Source organism: Peribacillus sp. ACCC06369, assembly GCF_030348945.1.
GTDB lineage: Bacteria > Bacillota > Bacilli > Bacillales > DSM-1321 > Peribacillus.
Genome location: NZ_JAUCEN010000002.1, coordinates 1 through 19,546, shown reverse-complemented (window position 1 = coordinate 19,546; position 19,546 = coordinate 1). Strand labels below are relative to the sequence as shown.

The window sequence follows — 19,546 nt, the reverse complement described above, 5'->3', positions numbered from 1 at the left end:
CCTAGTTGAAGACATATGAAAAATGCCTACCACTTATCACGATAACGGCTTTTAACCGAAAGCATTTACTGACCCAAAAGGCTTTCCATACTCTGCTCCAGGAGGGATTCACAAAACTCTCTCACCGATTTTCACCAACCATCGGCTCTCTATAGAAAGAAATACTTGTTACTATATCCTGTCATTGCTTTCTTATATATCAGATTGTTTTCCATAATGTACTATAATTTTGTACATTACGCAACCGTTTTATACACGAAACTTAAAACCAGCCTTTAACAGTAGAAGCTACACTGCTCCATACATCACCAAAGAATCCGCCAACCGCTCGCATTGATAACACGAACCAGTTTGCCTTTTCAACAGATTCAGCAGCTACGACGTTAACCTTCACTGGATCACCGTTAATGTACCCGTAATCTTCGCCGTTTTTAGGAGTGGCTGTAATGTAACCAAGCTTTTCACCTTTTTTGATTGGTGCAGTCAACTTACCATCATCATTCAATTTGTTTTTATCGATCACTAAGTCTGTTTTATAGTTATCTTTCTCGCCATTCTCAACAAGCAGCTCGATCGCTTTTTCAGATTGAATCTTAACGTTTTTTTCCTTACCTTTTACTACCGAAAGAGTTTCTTTCCCTTTCACCTGGTAATTGGCTGGAAGGATTTTTTCTTTTTTAAAGGTTGCATAAGCATAGTTCATCAGCTTAGTGCTATCTGCAAAACGTTCATTTTTATTAGTGGACTTCATAACCACCGTAATATAGCGCTGACCATCTTGGATAACCGTCCCTGTATGACCATAACCGGCAAAGTCGGTAGATCCAGTTTTCAGTCCATCTACGCCTTTATATTCAAATATCAGGCCAGGCAACATCCAGTTGAAGTTCGGATATTCTTTTCCATCACGGAACTTCAATTTAGAAATACTTGCGATTTTTAACACTTCCGGATAATCGTTTATAAGACGATAAGCAAGAAGAGCAGTATCTTTTGCTGTCATGATATTTTCTTCATCTTCTTTACCGGCAGGATACTGCCCTAATAGATCGGTGTTATTCAAACCGCTCGCATTAACGAATTTATGGTTTTTCAAGCCTAATTGTTTTGCTTTTTCGTTCATTAATTTAACGAAACTCTTTTCACTTCCGGAAACCAACTGTGCTAAAGCAACTGTTGCCGCATTTCCAGAATAGACGGCCATAGCTTGATATAGTTCCTTAACTGTATAATCTTCACCTTCTGTTAACCCAACATTCGACAAATTCGGTGCTTTTGAAAGATCATGTACGTATTTATTTATTTTAACTTTTTGATCCCAACTGATTTTCCCATTTTCAATTGACTCCATTATGATGTACTCAGTCATCATTTTTGACATGGATGCAATCCCTAATACTTTATCGGCATTTTTTTCATAAACGATTTGTCCTGTTTCGCCATCAATGATGATGGCTGCTTCTGCTTTTAAATCTAAATTATCAGATTCAGCAACAGCTTCCCCCGGTTGATAGGCAAATTGCGACATAACAAGAACAAAAACAAAAGTGAAAATGAGGGTCATCTTGCTGATTTTTTTCAATTTCCAATACCTCCAACTTTTAAGCTAATCTCTATAACAAAGATGAAACTTTATGTAATTCCCTTGACACCTTGTCTAGTTTATCACAGAAAAAATAAAAAAAATAGACAGAGTAATCGTAGACTCTGTCTATTTTAACAATAAATTTTAATGACGATTATATGTTAAATTCATTACATTGAGTAGTTAGGTGCTTCTTTAGTAATTTGGACATCATGAGGATGGCTCTCCCTTAATCCGGCACCAGTCATTTTGACAAATTGAGAGTTTTCTCTTAACTCTTCCAATGTGGCTGTACCGCAATATCCCATACCTGAACGAATGCCGCCGATCAGTTGGAAAATGGTATCTGAAAGAGGTCCTTTGTATGGAAGGCGCCCTTCGATGCCTTCCGGTACGAATTTCTTGTTATCTTCTTGGAAGTAACGATCCTTAGATCCCTTTTCCATTGCAGCAACAGAACCCATACCCCGATAAACTTTAAAACGGCGACCTTGGAAAATTTCCGTTTCACCTGGGCTTTCAGTTACACCCGCAAGCATACTGCCTAGCATTACTGCATGTCCACCTGCAGCGAGGGCTTTAACGATGTCACCAGAGTATTTAATTCCGCCATCAGCGATAATCGTTTTACCATATTTTCTTGCTTCTGTCGCACAATCGAAGACTGCCGTGATTTGAGGAACACCTACACCAGCTACAACCCTTGTCGTACAGATCGATCCTGGACCGATTCCTACTTTCACTACATCAGCTCCGGCTTCAATCAACGCTTTCGTTCCGTCAGCTGTTGCCACATTACCAGCAATGATCGTCAATTCAGGATATGCCTTGCGGATTTCCTTCACCATTTCAAGGACGCCTTCTGAATGACCGTGAGCAGTATCAAGTACAATTGCATCGACTTGAGACTTAACAAGCATTTCTACACGTTTCATTGTATCTTTTGTCACACCGACAGCAGCACCTGCAAGTAATCTTCCTTGCTTATCTTTCGCCGAGTTCGGGAACTCGATGACTTTTTCAATATCCTTGATCGTAATGAGTCCTTTAAGAACACCATTATCGTCTACAAGGGGAAGCTTTTCAATTTTGTATTTTTGAAGAATCTTTTCTGCTTGTTCCAAGTTAGTTCCCACTGGCGCTGTAACTAGATTCTCAACAGTCATGACACTGGAAATCTTCAAGGAAAAATCGGAAATAAATCGCAAATCACGGTTTGTAATGATACCCACAAGTTTTTGATCCTCTATATTGTTGACTACAGGCACACCCGAAATGCGATATTTGCCCATTAGATGCTCTGCATCAAATACTTGATGATCTGGCGTTAAGAAAAACGGATCGGTAATAACTCCGCTCTCTGAACGTTTTACTTTATCCACCAGTTCAGCTTGTGCTTCAATAGACATATTTTTATGAATGATACCTAATCCACCTTGACGAGCCATGGCAATTGCCATTTCAGCTTCTGTCACGGTATCCATTCCTGCGCTGATGATAGGAAGGTTGAGCTTTAAATTTTCAGACAAGCTGACTTGAAGGTTAACATCTTTCGGCAAAACCTCTGATTTCGCTGGAATTAATAGGACATCATCAAAGGTTAAACCTTCTTTTGCAAATTTATTTTCCCACATTATTTTCCCCTCCTGCTTAAAAATATTATTTGTAGGTTATCAATAGGACATACTACTGTCAAGAAGGGAAATAAATGTTTGATTATTCTATTAATTCGAAGGAGAGGCTGCAATGCCTGAAAACAATGATAATTTCGATAAATATACACCTTTTTTTTCCGCATCTGCCTCACAACTTTTTTTACAAAAATGTTACACGCATGAAAAAATTGCAGAAGCGGAAATAAAAAGTTACGAAAATTGTTATCCATTTATATACCATCTTGAACATGCTAAAACTTATTATAATCAGGCTGCCATCGCTCCACTTTCCATACAACCAATCCTAACATTTTATGGATTCGCCCAATTGTTGAAGGCCTGTCTGCTCACGATTGATCCCAACTATCCGGAATCAACATCGTTACTTGCCCATGGGGTAACTACGAGAAAAAGGAAAAAACAACAATACGAATTTTTAAAGGACGAAGTGAAAACGCAAAAGAATGGACTTTTCACCTGCATTGCCGAGAAGTTATTCCATATCAAGCATCTGGAGGGCGAAAAATTTTCCATGGGTACGTTATTGAAGGAAATACCAGATATGCAAAACTTTACATGGTCTATTTCCAAGAAAAATTTCGTGGCCCTGTTACCCTCTTCAAACGACTTTCAATTACCCTCATCAGTATTGGATAGCTATCAAATGTCCAGCAGTCGATTGGAAGAATTTTTAAAATCCAAAACGAATCAAGTTTACAGTATTTCAGAATCTCCTGGGACACTGCATTTAATAACAGATAACGTTCCTATTCATAATGCTACCTCTCCAATACGGTATAATTTGGCAGAAGGACAGTTCATGCTATCACTCAATAAAGATTCGTCGGCTTTTTCATTACCTGAACTTTTAATACATTATTTGATTTCTTATAACCTTAGTATAATAGCCCGTTATGAAACAGAATGGTGGGCAGAGCTGATGAAAACTATGCCTAATGATGATTACCCTTGCATTGTGCAATTCCTTAAAATAAGCCAAGCTAAGGTGCCATTCTTAATATTTGAATGGATTAAGACAGAAAGGTTAAACTTTTCATCCTTTTAACTATCAATGTTGAAATGATCTATCCCGAAACGACGAAAAAAGACCAGCCAAAATGGCTGATCTTAGAAATGGCTTGGCGGCGTCCTACTCTCACAGGGGGAAACCCCCAACTACCATCGGCGCTGAAGAGCTTAACTGCCGTGTTCGGAATGGGAACGGGTGTGACCTCTTCGCTATCGCCACCAAACAATATCAGGAACGTTGTTCCTTCAAAACTAGATAATAAGAAGGTATTTCATTTTTTAAAAAGCGTTGGTTAAGTCCTCGATCTATTAGTATCAGTCAGCTCCACATGTCGCCACGCTTCCACCTCTGACCTATCAACCTGATCATCTTTCAGGGATCTTACTAGCTTGCGCCATGGGAAATCTCATCTTGAGGGGGGCTTCATGCTTAGATGCTTTCAGCACTTATCCCGTCCGCACGTAGCTACCCAGCTATGCCTTTGGCAAGACAACTGGTACACCAGCGGTGCGTCCATCCCGGTCCTCTCGTACTAAGGACAGCTCCTCTCAAATTTCCTGCGCCCGCGACGGATAGGGACCGAACTGTCTCACGACGTTCTGAACCCAGCTCGCGTACCGCTTTAATGGGCGAACAGCCCAACCCTTGGGACCGACTACAGCCCCAGGATGCGATGAGCCGACATCGAGGTGCCAAACCTCCCCGTCGATGTGGACTCTTGGGGGAGATAAGCCTGTTATCCCCGGGGTAGCTTTTATCCGTTGAGCGATGGCCCTTCCATGCGGAACCACCGGATCACTAAGCCCGACTTTCGTCCCTGCTCGACTTGTAGGTCTCGCAGTCAAGCTCCCTTGTGCCTTTACACTCTACGAATGATTTCCAACCATTCTGAGGGAACCTTTGGGCGCCTCCGTTACTCTTTAGGAGGCGACCGCCCCAGTCAAACTGCCCACCTGACACTGTCTCCCACCCCGATAAGGGGCGCGGGTTAGAATTTCAATACAGCCAGGGTAGTATCCCACCAACGCCTCCACCGAAGCTAGCGCTCCGGCTTCTCAGGCTCCTACCTATCCTGTACAAGCTGTACCAAAATTCAATATCAGGCTGCAGTAAAGCTCCACGGGGTCTTTCCGTCCTGTCGCGGGTAACCTGCATCTTCACAGGTACTATAATTTCACCGAGTCTCTCGTTGAGACAGTGCCCAGATCGTTACACCTTTCGTGCGGGTCGGAACTTACCCGACAAGGAATTTCGCTACCTTAGGACCGTTATAGTTACGGCCGCCGTTTACTGGGGCTTCGGTTCAAAGCTTCGCTTGCGCTAACCTCTCCCCTTAACCTTCCAGCACCGGGCAGGTGTCAGCCCCTATACTTCGCCTTGCGGCTTCGCAGAGACCTGTGTTTTTGCTAAACAGTCGCCTGGGCCTATTCACTGCGGCTTTTCCGGGCTATTCACCCTAAAAAGCACCCCTTCTCCCGAAGTTACGGGGTCATTTTGCCGAGTTCCTTAACGAGAGTTCTCTCGCACACCTTAGGATTCTCTCCTCGCCTACCTGTGTCGGTTTGCGGTACGGGCACCTTACATCTCACTAGAGGCTTTTCTTGGCAGCGTGGAATCAGGAACTTCGGTACTATATTTCCCTCGCCATCACAGCTCCGCCTTAATGGAAACGGGATTTGCCTCGTTTCCGGCCTAACTGCTTGGACGCGCATATCCAACAGCGCGCTTACCCTATCCTTCTGCGTCCCCCCATCGTTCAAACGATGTATAGGTGGTACAGGAATATCAACCTGTTGTCCATCGCCTACGCCTTTCGGCCTCGGCTTAGGTCCCGACTAACCCTGAGCGGACGAGCCTTCCTCAGGAAACCTTAGGCATTCGGTGGAAGGGATTCTCACCCTTCTTTCGCTACTCATACCGGCATTCTCACTTCTAAGCGCTCCACCAGTCCTTCCGGTCTGACTTCAACGCCCTTAGAACGCTCTCCTACCATCGACACCTAATGGTGTCAATCCACAGCTTCGGTGATACGTTTAGCCCCGGTACATTTTCGGCGCGGAGTCACTCGACCAGTGAGCTATTACGCACTCTTTAAATGGTGGCTGCTTCTGAGCCAACATCCTGGTTGTCTAAGCAACTCCACATCCTTTTCCACTTAACGTATACTTTGGGACCTTAGCTGGTGGTCTGGGCTGTTTCCCTTTCGACTACGGATCTTATCACTCGCAGTCTGACTCCCAAGAATAAGTATTTGGCATTCGGAGTTTGACTGAATTCGGTAACCCGTTGGGGGCCCCTAGTCCAATCAGTGCTCTACCTCCAATACTCTCATCTTGAGGCTAGCCCTAAAGCTATTTCGGAGAGAACCAGCTATCTCCAGGTTCGATTGGAATTTCTCCGCTACCCACACCTCATCCCCGCACTTTTCAACGTGCGTGGGTTCGGGCCTCCATTCAGTGTTACCTGAACTTCACCCTGGACATGGGTAGATCACCTGGTTTCGGGTCTACGACCTCATACTCATTCGCCCTATTCAGACTCGCTTTCGCTGCGGCTCCGTCTTATCAACTTAACCTCGCATGAAATCGTAACTCGCCGGTTCATTCTACAAAAGGCACGCCATTACCCATTAACGGGCTTTGACTACTTGTAGGCACACGGTTTCAGGATCTATTTCACTCCCCTTCCGGGGTGCTTTTCACCTTTCCCTCACGGTACTGGTTCACTATCGGTCACTAGGGAGTATTTAGCCTTGGGAGATGGTCCTCCCTGCTTCCGACGGGATTTCTCGTGTCCCGCCGTACTCAGGATCCACTCAGGAGGGAACGAAGTTTCAACTACAGGGTTTTTACCTTCTTTGACGGACCTTTCCAGGTCACTTCATTTACCCCGTTCCTTTGTAACTCCATGTTGAGTGTCCTACAACCCCAAGAGGCAAGCCTCTTGGTTTGGGCTAATTCCGTTTCGCTCGCCGCTACTCAGGAAATCGCATTTGCTTTCTCTTCCTCCGGGTACTTAGATGTTTCAGTTCCCCGGGTCTGCCTTCAGTACCCTATGTATTCAGGTAAAGATACTGTTCCATTACGAACAGTGGGTTTCCCCATTCGGAAATCTCCGGATCAAAGCTTACTTACAGCTCCCCGAAGCATATCGGTGTTAGTCCCGTCCTTCATCGGCTCCTAGTGCCAAGGCATCCACCGTGCGCCCTTTCTAACTTAACCGTTAAAAAGATCTTACAGATGCTTTGAAAAAAATTAATTGCCTTCTATCTATTATCTAGTTTTCAAGGAACAAGTTGTCCCAATCACAACGTGATTGATTCATTGGTGGAGCCTAGCGGGATCGAACCGCTGACCTCCTGCGTGCAAGGCAGGCGCTCTCCCAGCTGAGCTAAGGCCCCGTTTTGGGAAATGGAATGGTGGGCCTAAATGGACTCGAACCATCGACCTCACGCTTATCAGGCGTGCGCTCTAACCAGCTGAGCTATAGGCCCATTCACATAAATAATAAGCTTCTGCTTCCCAAGCTTATCGCGGGATTACTATTAAATTGAATGAATCACTCATTCAAAACTGAACAAAACAAAAGCGCTCTCGTAATTATCCTTAGAAAGGAGGTGATCCAGCCGCACCTTCCGATACGGCTACCTTGTTACGACTTCACCCCAATCATCTGTCCCACCTTAGGCGGCTGGCTCCATAAAGGTTACCTCACCGACTTCGGGTGTTACAAACTCTCGTGGTGTGACGGGCGGTGTGTACAAGGCCCGGGAACGTATTCACCGCGGCATGCTGATCCGCGATTACTAGCGATTCCGGCTTCATGTAGGCGAGTTGCAGCCTACAATCCGAACTGAGAATGGCTTTATGGGATTCGCTTACCTTCGCAGGTTTGCAGCCCTTTGTACCATCCATTGTAGCACGTGTGTAGCCCAGGTCATAAGGGGCATGATGATTTGACGTCATCCCCACCTTCCTCCGGTTTGTCACCGGCAGTCACCTTAGAGTGCCCAACTGAATGCTGGCAACTAAGATCAAGGGTTGCGCTCGTTGCGGGACTTAACCCAACATCTCACGACACGAGCTGACGACAACCATGCACCACCTGTCACTCTGTCCCCCGAAGGGGAAAGCCCTATCTCTAGGGTTGTCAGAGGATGTCAAGACCTGGTAAGGTTCTTCGCGTTGCTTCGAATTAAACCACATGCTCCACCGCTTGTGCGGGCCCCCGTCAATTCCTTTGAGTTTCAGCCTTGCGGCCGTACTCCCCAGGCGGAGTGCTTAATGCGTTAGCTGCAGCACTAAAGGGCGGAAACCCTCTAACACTTAGCACTCATCGTTTACGGCGTGGACTACCAGGGTATCTAATCCTGTTTGCTCCCCACGCTTTCGCGCCTCAGTGTCAGTTACAGACCAGAAAGTCGCCTTCGCCACTGGTGTTCCTCCAAATCTCTACGCATTTCACCGCTACACTTGGAATTCCACTTTCCTCTTCTGTACTCAAGTTCCCCAGTTTCCAATGACCCTCCACGGTTGAGCCGTGGGCTTTCACATCAGACTTAAAGAACCACCTGCGCGCGCTTTACGCCCAATAATTCCGGACAACGCTTGCCACCTACGTATTACCGCGGCTGCTGGCACGTAGTTAGCCGTGGCTTTCTGGTTAGGTACCGTCAAGGTACCAGCAGTTACTCTGGTACTTGTTCTTCCCTAACAACAGAACTTTACGACCCGAAGGCCTTCTTCGTTCACGCGGCGTTGCTCCGTCAGACTTTCGTCCATTGCGGAAGATTCCCTACTGCTGCCTCCCGTAGGAGTCTGGGCCGTGTCTCAGTCCCAGTGTGGCCGATCACCCTCTCAGGTCGGCTACGCATCGTCGCCTTGGTGAGCCATTACCTCACCAACTAGCTAATGCGCCGCGGGCCCATCTATAAGTGACAGCCGAAACCGTCTTTCCATCTTCTCTCATGCGAGAAAAGAACGTATCCGGTATTAGCTCCGGTTTCCCGAAGTTATCCCAGTCTTATAGGCAGGTTGCCCACGTGTTACTCACCCGTCCGCCGCTAATCTCAGGGAGCAAGCTCCCATCGATTCGCTCGACTTGCATGTATTAGGCACGCCGCCAGCGTTCGTCCTGAGCCAGGATCAAACTCTCCGAAGAAATGTTTGACTTGCTCATTTTGCTTTTTTAATAGTGTGTGCTCACTTAAAATTTAACGTTGGCGCTTTGTTTTGTTCAGTTTTCAAAGAGCAATTTGCATCGTTCGTTTAGAAACGACTTTAATAATATATCAACTATATTATTTTTTGTCAACAACTTTTTTCTTTCGCTGTCGACTTAGTTATTATATCTAGTATCAGAAATAAAAGCAAGAGTTATTTTAAAATAAATAAAATACATGAATCCATAGATAACAATGAATTTGGTTGTCCACCTAATAGCAAGAAAAAGCTTATCTTTTTAGGAGTAAACTTTTCTTTAGCATTATAGTATTTCTTCTATATATCATTCACGATTAAACCCTAAATTGATTATTTGATCACTATCTTTCACCTTGATGATCAGTCTTGTTTGCGAGCTGGCATCAATAAAAATGATTTCAGCGATGAATTCAAGTTCAGTTTGACCTTGTTTCCCATGGAAAAGTTAGCGAATCCTGTTGCCATCCCGCAGTCTGCCAAACACCCGCCAATTGTGGCCTGGTAGACATCCGCCCTATTGCATTTCATTTCATATGCAATATATCCCCCCTATCAATCCAATTGAAATGGCATGATGGTATACATAGTCTTCTGCAATAGTGGTGCAGCATCAAAATGTTTCCTGGTTCCTCTAAAGCTTTGTCCATTAAAGGAACCAGGATTAAACAAATCATGGCCACATCGACTTTACTGCCTGCTTGCCAATTTTTAAGTTCTCGTATGTTTGTACTGACTCAAGATACAAATCCATATTTATTAGCATTATAATCTTTAATATACTGGGATCATAAGAATTTTTACCCACACCCAAACACTGTAGTATATTTTTTGTAAAATCATCTAATACCAAAAAAAGACCCAGCATAATTGCCTGGGTCTTTTTTTATGGAAGAATTATTCTTCCGTATCTTTTTCAGTTACTTCATTTTCTTCGATTACAGTAGGTTCAGAATCAGAATCGGTATCTATTGTTGGACCCTGTTCTGTATCCATCTCTATTTCTTCTTCTTCTTCTCTTCCAACGATGGCTACCGTAGAAACATATTCATTATCTGCGGATTCGAGTCGGATGAGCTTAACACCCTGTGTGTTACGGCCCGTTTTAGAAATGCCTTCGACTTCCATTCGGATCAATACACCAGCTGCTGTAATCAGCATCAAATCCTCATCTACACCCGTTACTGTTTTCACAGCTATAAGTTCACCATTTTTCTCAGTGACATTACATGTTTTTATCCCTTTGCCTCCACGGCTTTGAATACGGTACTCTTCCGCAGAGGTCCGTTTTCCATAGCCGTTTTTCGTAACGATAAGGACTTCTTCATCATCTTCAAGAATTTCCATGCCGACCACTTCATCATTGGCCCTTAAGGAAATCCCTTTCACTCCCGCTGCAGTACGTCCCATTGTCCGTACATCCGTCTCAGGGAAACGAATCATCATCCCGGCTTTCGTTCCAATTATGATTTGCTTCTCTCCATTCGTAAGACGGACAGAAATCAATTCATCATCTTCACGTAAACCTAGGGCAATTAAACCGTTATTACGGATATTTGCAAACGAAGACAAAGGTGTACGCTTAGATATCCCATGTCTGGTCGTGAAGAATAAATACCAATCGTCAGCAAATTCCTTCACAGGTATGATTGCATTGACCCACTCACCTTTATCGACTTCCAACAAGTTGATAAGCGGCAACCCTTTTGCCGTCCTACCATATTCAGGTATTTCATATCCTTTGGAACGATAGACCTTACCTTTGTTAGTGAAGAATAATAGAGTGTCATGAGTCGAAGTGGTTAACAAGTGACCGACAAAGTCATCTGTATTCGTTCCCATACCCTGTATCCCGCGCCCTCCGCGTTTTTGACTGCGGTACGTGGTTGCAGGCAAGCGTTTAATATAACCGTTATGCGTCAGTGTCACGATTATATTTTCCTCTGGAATTAAATCCTCATCTTCAAGGCTTTCAAAGCCGGCCAATGTGATTTCAGTTCTCCGTTTATCATCAAAACGTTCTTTAATTTCAATAAGCTCTTCACGAATAATTTCAAGAACCTTTTCCTCATCAGCAAGAATAGCTTTATATTCTGCAATTATAGCCATTAAAGCCTGATACTCATCTTCTATTTTTTCACGTTCCAGACCTGTCAAACGTTGTAAACGCATATCCAGGATAGCTTGCGCCTGTTTCTCGGAAAGCGAAAATTGTGTCATTAAGCCTTCACGGGCAATTTCCGTCGTTTGGGAACCACGGATTAATGAAATGACCGCATCCAAATTATCAAGTGCAATGCGCAAACCTTCCAAAATATGAGCACGGGCTTCCGCTTTCCGTAATTCAAATTCAGTCCTGCGCCGTATGACTACCTGCTGATGCTCTAAGTAATAGTGTAGGCATTGTTTTAAATTCAGCACTTTAGGCTGACCGTCCACCAAAGCAAGTAGATTGATTCCGAAGGTTGTCTGCATTGCAGTATGCTTATACAGGTTGTTTAAAAGGACATTTGCATTAACATCCTTGCGAAGTTCCATTACGATACGCATGCCATTACGATCCGATTCATCCCGTAAATCGGTAATGCCTTCGATTTTCTTATCTCGAGCAAGTTCTGCAATTTTTTCAATCAATCTTGCTTTATTCACTTGATAAGGGATTTCTTTAACAAGGATTACCTGTTTTCCATTGGGTTTTTCTTCAATCTCGACTCTCGCCCGTTGAATGATTGACCCTTTTCCAGTTTCATAGGCCTTCCTGATTCCGCTTCGTCCTAAAATTAAACCGGCTGTCGGGAAATCCGGACCAGGGATATATTCCATTAACTCTGGAATTGTAATTTCAGAATTCTTGCTTAAAGCCAATACGCCGTCAATTACCTCACCTAACTGATGGGGTGGAATATTGGTTGCCATCCCTACTGCTATACCTGATGAACCATTCACTAACAAGTTCGGGAAACGGGCTGGCATAACGGCTGGTTCTCTTTCTGAACCATCGTAGTTATCCTGGAAATTAACCGTATCTTTATTTAAATCGCGAAGTAACTCCATCGAGATCTTCGACATCCTTGCTTCTGTATACCTCATTGCGGCAGCTTGGTCTCCATCGACCGAACCGAAATTCCCGTGACCATCGACAAGCATATAACGATAGTTAAAAGGCTGCGCCATCCGTACCATCGTTTCATATACGGCAGAATCACCATGCGGGTGATATTTACCGATTACTTCCCCTACAATACGGGCTGATTTTTTAAATGGTTTATCCGAAGTCATTCCAAGATCATTCATTGCATAAAGAATTCTTCGGTGTACCGGTTTTAAACCGTCCCTTACATCAGGCAAAGCCCGAGACACAATTACGCTCATCGCGTAATCCAGAAATGATGTCCGCATCTCGGTACTTATATTTATTTCTTTTACACCTGATCTTTCATTTTCTGACATGGAGCCAACCTCCTATAAAAAGCTTATACTCTCATTTAGTTTTTACTGTACGTGCACTATGTAAAGAACAGGATGTAAAAAGCATCCTGTCAAAAATTCAGATATCGAGATTTTTTACATAAATTGCATTTTCTTCAATGAAGTTACGTCGCGGTTCCACCTTGTCGCCCATCAACATCTCGAAAGTCTCATCTGCCTCGGCAGCATCTTTCAAACTGACTTGAAGTAGAGTTCTTGTATCTGGGTTCATGGTCGTTTCCCACAATTGCTCTGGATTCATTTCCCCCAGCCCTTTATAACGCTGCAGGTTAGGCTTTGGAGTACTTGGCATACTAGCCATGATTTCTTCAAGCTGCCGATCATTATAGGCATAATCCACTTTTTTCCCTTGCTGAATTTTGAAAAGTGGCGGCTGAGCAATATATATATATCCATACTCGATAATTTTTCTCATATAACGGTAGAAGAATGTCAACATCAGCGTTCTGATATGGGCACCATCCACATCTGCATCGGTCATGATAACAATTTTATGGTATCTAGCCTTTTCAATATTGAATTCATCACCAATGCCTGTTCCAAGTGCTGTGATGATCGTACCTATTTCTTCATTGTGCAGGATTCTATCCAATCGTGCTTTTTCAACATTCAGGATTTTACCTCTTAGCGGCAAAATGGCTTGGAAATGGCGGTCCCTTCCTTGTTTAGCAGAGCCTCCCGCCGAGTTTCCTTCAACGATGTACAATTCGCTGATAGCCGGATCCTTAGATGAACAATCTGCCAATTTCCCCGGTAGATTGGATACTTCCAAAGCACTTTTCCTTCGTGTCAATTCACGGGCTTTCTTGGCTGCCATACGGGCTCTTGCTGCCATAAGCCCTTTATCTATAATTTTTCTGGCCACTGCAGGATTTTCGTATAAGAAAGAATCAAGCCGTTCCGAAAGGATGGAATCAGTAACCGTCCTTACTTCAGAGTTTCCCAGTTTGGTTTTCGTCTGACCTTCAAATTGTGGTTCAGGATGCTTAATCGAAATGATTGCCGTTAGACCTTCCCGGACATCTTCACCGGAGAAATTGGAATCGGCTTCTTTTAAAAGACTATTTTTCCGTGCATAATCATTAATGACACGGGTCAAAGCAGTCTTGAATCCTGATTCATGTGTACCGCCTTCATAGGTATGGATATTATTAGCAAAAGAAAAGACATTACTGATATAGCTGTCATTATATTGCAATGCTAATTCAACAGAGATTCCATCTCTCTCGCCTTCCATGAAAATCGGTTCCTCATGAAGGACCTCTTTTGAACGGTTCAAATGCTCCACATAAGATTTGATGCCGCCCTCATAGTGGTATTCCCTGATTTTCTCTTCCTCTTCACGTTTATCTTCAATGATCAGTTTCAAGCCTTTATTCAGGAACGCAAGCTCACGGATACGTGTGGCTAATGTATCAAAATCATATTCCAAGGATTCCGTGAAAATTTGACCATCAGGAATGAAGTGTACAGTCGTACCTGTATGATCGGTTTCCCCGATAACTTTCAAATCTTCTTTAGGAACCCCACGGTTGAATTGCTGATAATGGATTTTACCTTCACGATGAACATAAACTTCCAATACCGTGGATAAAGCATTTACTACTGAAGCTCCCACACCATGCAGACCACCGGAGACCTTGTAACCTCCGCCGCCAAATTTACCGCCCGCATGAAGGACCGTCATGATTACTTCTACAGCTGGCCGTCCCATTTTTTCATGGATACCTACTGGAATACCCCGACCATTATCGACTACTGTTATGCTATTGTCTTCTTCGATCGTCACTTTGATTTCAGTACAGAAACCAGCTAGTGCCTCATCGATACTATTATCGACAATTTCCCAAACAAGATGGTGAAGTCCTTTTGCAGAGGTAGTACCGATATACATCCCCGGACGTTTACGAACTGCTTCTAAGCCTTCTAAAACCTGTATCTGATTCTCATCGTATGCCTGAGCTTGTACTTCTTTTTGTTCCATTGTCATACGTATCACCTACACTTTTCTTTTGGCATTTATCAATTTTTCAGGAGTAATTATTACGTTATGGCTACAATTCAAAGAATATCTATATCATCGATTAAGAACGATGGCTGCATTGAACGCTTTTTTAAAGTGGACGATGCAAGCGGTGAATAATAGACCTGTTTATCCGTTACCACAATCGATTTAACCGAGTTTTTTGCTAAATGGTAAGTTACATCAGACTTTTTCTCCAGAAATTCACTCATGATTGGAGAAGCCTGGAGCAGCTTCTTATCTAAAATGGCTATGACATCGTCCGTTTTCACAAGAATGTCTTCACCAATATGGAGATACATTCATTCACCTCATCATTTAACCTTTTTTATACTTCCTTGACTAACATAAAAGGTGGACGCTTCTCTTAGGGTTTGATGATCGATTCCATCAACGGAGGGTGTCGTCACAAATGTTTGCACTTTCCCTTGTATCGTATTTAGTAAATGGGATTGACGGAAATCGTCGAGTTCCGATAACACATCATCCAATAATAAAATGGGATACTCGCCGATTTCTTCATGGATCAGCTCAATTTCGGCAAGTTTCAATGACAGGGCAGTTGTACGTTGTTGTCCCTGTGAACCATATGTCTGGACATCACGGTCATTCACAAAAAAAACCAGGTCGTCACGATGAGGACCTACCAGTGTTACACCCCGTTCAATTTCCCTTGTTTTTATTTTATCAAATTTTTCTGTGTATACTTCTATCATTTTCGTCAAATCCATAGATTCTGATACATCAAGCGACGGTTTATATTGGATTTTCAATACTTCTAGATTTCTGGAGATCCCCGAGTGAATCGGCTCTGCCCATTGCTGGAGCTTTAAAAGAAACTCGTACCTTCTTTCGACAATTTTCGCTGCATACTGAATAAATTGGTCAGTTAGCACGTCAAGCATCGTCGTATCCGTTTGTTTCCGGGTCTGCAGAAGCTTTAAGTAATGATTTCTTTGTTGAAGTATTTTATGATATTGGCTCATATCATGAAGGTATACGGGAGAAACCTGGCCAATTTCCATATCTATAAAACGGCGTCTGACTAAAGGACTCCCCTTTACAAGGTTAAGATCCTCAGGCGCAAACATGACCACATTCATATTTCCGACATATTGACTCAACTTTCTTTGTTCAATATGGTTGCACTTCGCCTTTTTCCCTTTTTTTGAAATGGTCAGCTCAAGTGGTATTGAGGTATTTCTCTTTCTAACTCTTCCTTCTATTTTAGCATACTCTTCATCCCAGCGAATAAGTTCTTTATCATTTGAGGTACGATGAGATTTTGCCATTGCTAAAACGAAAATGGATTCCATGACATTTGTTTTCCCTTGAGCATTTTCGCCGAGGATTACGTTGACTTTATTTTCAAAAGTCAGATTCAGTTCGGTATAGTTGCGGTAATTTCTCAAACTTATATTTTCAATATACATATTCCGCTCTTCCCTTATGTTTTAGCTTGTAATTGTGTAGGTGCCAAATCCAGGAATTTCTATTTTATCACCTGATCTTAATTTTCTGCCTCTTCTCACGTCTAATTCGCCATTAATGTAAACTTCGTATTCACTTAAGAACCATTTTGACATTCCGCCGCTTTGGATTAAATCGGCCAATTTCAAGAATTGTCCTAGTGTAATATATTCTGTGCTGATTTTTATGGAGTCCATTTCATGCTTCACTCATTTCCAAGTAGTCTTTTAATACTTCATTTTACTAAATTAATCCCATTAAGACAAAGTATAGCTTTTTCAGCTCTGTTTTTAGCGGTTCTGAGTTCCGTACGGAATTTAAAAAATCCTAAAAACCCTTTGGGAACCTATGTTAAAAATAAAAAAAATAAAGGCCTGCTAAACAAGCCTTTAATTTTTTTGAAATATTATTTTTGCTTAATAAGTCCTTACCGGCAGAATTAATTGCAGCATGGAATCATCATGTAGTGGACGAATGACAAACGGTCGCATTGCACCGGTGAAATTAATTTTTATATCGGAACCTTCCAATGCCTTTAAAGCATCCATTACAAATTTGGCACTGAATGAGATTTTCAAATCTTCGCCTTCAATGGCTTCTGCCTGAACCTCTTCAATTACTTTACCAATTTCAGGGGTATTGGAAGAGACTTCGATTATACGGCCTTCCAGGGTTGTCAATTTGACGACATTATTTCTTCCTTCTCTCGCCAATAGAGAAGCCCTATCGATAGCTTGGAGAAAATCTTTAGTATGAACAGTTACATCCGTTTTACTATCTGATGGAATCAAGCGTGATGTATCAGGATAATTCCCTTCAAGAAGTCTTGAGAAAAATAGTAAATTTTCAGCTTTGAAAAGTACTTGATTGTCGGTAATGACGATCTCAATGAGTTCGTTTGTATCATCAAGGATTTTACTCAACTCATTCAGACTTTTACCTGGGATTACAACGCTATAAGTCCCTGTAATTTTATTTTCTATTTTGGCTGTTCTCATGGCCAGCCTATGACTGTCTGTTGCAATACAGGTCAATTCGTCATCTTGAACCTTCAAGTTTACACCTGTCAAGATGGGACGTGTTTCTGACGTGGACACTGCAAAACCCGTTTGGCGAATAAGGGTCTTTAAAAGATCCGTTGGAAGTTTGAAAATATTTTCTTCTTCAATGATCGGAAGATGTGGATATTCCTCAGGATCTAGTCCATTTAGATTAAATTCAGCTTTACCTGAGCGGATAATCGTTTGAAAGTTGTTTTCCACTTCAATTTCTACAGTATCCATCGGTAGCTTTTTGACAATTTCACTGAAAAAACGGGCATTTAGTACAATACCGCCGCTACTTTTAACTTCAACAATCTCATCTCCGTCAACTTCAGCTGGGATGAATGATTGGATGGAGATATCTGAGTCACTTCCTGTTAGAGTGACGCCCTCACTAGTAACGCTTATTTTTATTCCCGTCAGAATCGGAATCGTCGTCCTTGATGTGACTGCTTTCATTACTTCTTGGACACTATGAACTAATCGATCTCTTTGGATTATAAATCTCATGTTTCATCCTCCAATTTTTTTATTGCCGAATAGGCATATTTATTAATAATTTTTATTAAAAAAGATAGTAGTAATAGTAGTAGGGCCTGTTGATATGTGGATAAGTCCACTTAACCTAAGGAAAAACAGTCTATCCACTTGTGGACAGACTGTGTGTAAGTAGTCGTCAGTTATACACAATATCCAGAATCGATTATACCCTCAGCTGGTCCTGTATTTCTTTAACCTGGCGTTGAAGCTGGGTATCCGTTTGCATGAGTTTAGAAATCTTTTCATGCGCATGGATAACGGTCGTATGATCGCGACCTCCAAATTCATCTCCTATCTTAGGCAGGGATGAGTCCGTTAATTCCCTGGAAAGATACATGGCAATCTGTCTTGGAAAGGCTACGGATTTAGTCCGTTTTTTCGCCTTGAAATCCTCAAGTTTGACACTATAATGTTCACCAACCGTCTTCTGGATTTCTAAGATGGTGATTATTTTAGGCTTTGAGCTTGGGATGATGTCTTTTAATGCTTCAGCTGCCAAATCGGCATTTATATCTTTATTAATTAATGAAGAATAAGCGACGACACGAATAAGTGCACCCTCAAGCTCACGAATATTGGAATCGATTTGGTTGGCAATATAGAGCATGACTTCATTCGGGATATCAAGACCCTCAGCTTTTGCCTTTTTACGCAAAATGGCAATCCGCGTTTCTAGATCAGGAGGTGTGATATCCGTGATCAAACCCCACTCAAACCTGGAACGGAGGCGATCCTCAAGTGTAGGGATCTCTTTTGGTGGACGGTCACTGGAAATGACGATCTGTTTGCTTTCTTCATGCAACGCATTGAATGTATGGAAAAACTCTTCTTGGGTTTGTTCTTTTCCCGCAAGAAATTGAATATCATCAATTAATAAAACATCTACACTCCGGTATCTATCTCGAAATTCCCCAGCTTTATTATCCCGGATGGAGTTTATGAATTCATTCGTGAATTTTTCAGACGATAAATAAACGACCTTTGCATTTGGATTATGCTCAAGAACATAATGCCCGATTGCATGCATTAAATGAGTTTTCCCAAGGCCTACGCCTCCGTATATAAATAAGGGATTATAAGCTTTGGCTGGAGCTTCTGCGACAGCGAGAGACGCGGCATGGGCAAACCGATTGCCGGAGCCGATGACAAATGTATCGAAGGTATTTTTCGCATTCAGCATATGCTGTGGAAATGCAGCATGCTCTTTATCCCGTTTCTTAATCTTTTTAGGCTGAACAGGAACGGTAAAATCATCATCTTCTTGATTGGGGGGAATGATGAATTTTGCTTCCAATTCCTCACCTGTAAGTTCAAACAATACATCAGAAATAAGATGGGAATAGCGTTCTTCAAGCCAATCCCTGGCAAATTCATTGGGAGCGGTGACTGTTAATGTATCACCTTGCAGTAAATAGGCCTTGGTGGATTTAAGCCAAGTTTCAAAGCTTGGTTTACTGATTTTTTTTTCGATTTTTCCGAGCGCCTGGTTCCAGAGGCTATCGATATTATCCAA

The 19,546-nt window shown here is 42.6% G+C and carries 11 protein-coding genes, 2 tRNA genes, 3 rRNA genes and 1 other annotated feature (1 of these 17 cut by a window edge); of the genes, 1 reads left to right on the top strand and 15 read right to left on the bottom strand.

Annotation, left to right across the window (positions count from 1 at the left end):
* Window positions 1–194 (bottom strand) — a binding site (T-box leader) (it extends 31 nt beyond the left edge of the window).
* A gap of 68 nt (window positions 195–262) precedes the next feature.
* Both QUF78_RS00810 and guaB read right to left on the bottom strand, forming a co-directional pair.
* Window positions 263–1,582, bottom strand: coding sequence for a D-alanyl-D-alanine carboxypeptidase family protein (locus QUF78_RS00810; protein ID WP_289323268.1), 1,320 nt, complete (start codon window positions 1,580–1,582; stop codon window positions 263–265).
* Between the two features lie 173 nt (window positions 1,583–1,755).
* Complete coding sequence (guaB, locus tag QUF78_RS00805) at window positions 1,756–3,219, bottom strand: IMP dehydrogenase (protein ID WP_289323267.1); 1,464 nt, start codon at window positions 3,217–3,219, stop codon at window positions 1,756–1,758.
* Between the two features lie 112 nt (window positions 3,220–3,331).
* Here guaB and QUF78_RS00800 point away from each other — a divergent pair, with 112 nt between their 5' ends.
* Window positions 3,332–4,306: a YaaC family protein gene (locus QUF78_RS00800; protein WP_289323266.1), complete on the top strand. Its 975-nt coding sequence runs from the start codon at window positions 3,332–3,334 to the stop codon at window positions 4,304–4,306.
* 71 nt (window positions 4,307–4,377) lie between these two features.
* Here the strand turns inward: QUF78_RS00800 and rrf are convergent.
* The 13 genes from rrf to dnaA form a co-directional block, all read right to left on the bottom strand.
* Window positions 4,378–4,493, bottom strand: a 5S ribosomal RNA gene (rrf, locus tag QUF78_RS00795).
* Window positions 4,494–4,558: 65 nt separating this feature from the next.
* Window positions 4,559–7,491, bottom strand: a 23S ribosomal RNA gene (locus QUF78_RS00790).
* A gap of 103 nt (window positions 7,492–7,594) precedes the next feature.
* Window positions 7,595–7,670: transfer RNA gene (locus tag QUF78_RS00785), tRNA-Ala, on the bottom strand.
* Between the two features lie 16 nt (window positions 7,671–7,686).
* A tRNA-Ile gene (locus tag QUF78_RS00780) sits at window positions 7,687–7,763 on the bottom strand.
* Window positions 7,764–7,879: 116 nt separating this feature from the next.
* A 16S ribosomal RNA gene (locus tag QUF78_RS00775) occupies window positions 7,880–9,430 on the bottom strand.
* Together the 16S, 23S and 5S rRNA genes with 2 tRNA genes alongside form the textbook arrangement of a ribosomal RNA operon.
* A 401-nt stretch (window positions 9,431–9,831) precedes the next feature.
* A complete protein-coding gene (locus tag QUF78_RS00770) occupies window positions 9,832–9,999 on the bottom strand; it encodes a hypothetical protein (protein ID WP_289323265.1) in 168 nt (55 codons plus the stop codon).
* Between the two features lie 366 nt (window positions 10,000–10,365).
* Window positions 10,366–12,918 (bottom strand): DNA gyrase subunit A, encoded by a 2,553-nt coding sequence (gene gyrA, locus QUF78_RS00765; protein ID WP_289323264.1) that lies wholly within the window; start codon window positions 12,916–12,918, stop codon window positions 10,366–10,368.
* A gap of 97 nt (window positions 12,919–13,015) precedes the next feature.
* On the bottom strand, window positions 13,016–14,941 hold the full coding sequence (gene gyrB, locus QUF78_RS00760) for a DNA topoisomerase (ATP-hydrolyzing) subunit B (protein WP_289327204.1): 1,926 nt from the start codon (window positions 14,939–14,941) through the stop codon (window positions 13,016–13,018).
* 77 nt (window positions 14,942–15,018) lie between these two features.
* A complete protein-coding gene (gene remB / locus QUF78_RS00755) occupies window positions 15,019–15,282 on the bottom strand; it encodes an extracellular matrix regulator RemB (RefSeq protein ID WP_289314127.1) in 264 nt (87 codons plus the stop codon).
* 12 nt (window positions 15,283–15,294) lie between these two features.
* On the bottom strand, window positions 15,295–16,413 hold the full coding sequence (recF, locus tag QUF78_RS00750) for a DNA replication/repair protein RecF (protein WP_053348304.1): 1,119 nt from the start codon (window positions 16,411–16,413) through the stop codon (window positions 15,295–15,297).
* 21 nt (window positions 16,414–16,434) lie between these two features.
* Window positions 16,435–16,647, bottom strand: a complete 213-nt coding sequence (gene yaaA / locus QUF78_RS00745) for a S4 domain-containing protein YaaA (RefSeq protein ID WP_289314128.1) — start codon at window positions 16,645–16,647, stop codon at window positions 16,435–16,437.
* A 219-nt stretch (window positions 16,648–16,866) separates the two neighbouring features.
* Window positions 16,867–18,003, bottom strand: a complete 1,137-nt coding sequence (dnaN, locus tag QUF78_RS00740; RefSeq protein ID WP_289323263.1) for a DNA polymerase III subunit beta — start codon at window positions 18,001–18,003, stop codon at window positions 16,867–16,869.
* A 193-nt stretch (window positions 18,004–18,196) separates the two neighbouring features.
* A complete protein-coding gene (dnaA, locus tag QUF78_RS00735; RefSeq protein WP_289314130.1) occupies window positions 18,197–19,546 on the bottom strand; it encodes a chromosomal replication initiator protein DnaA in 1,350 nt (449 codons plus the stop codon).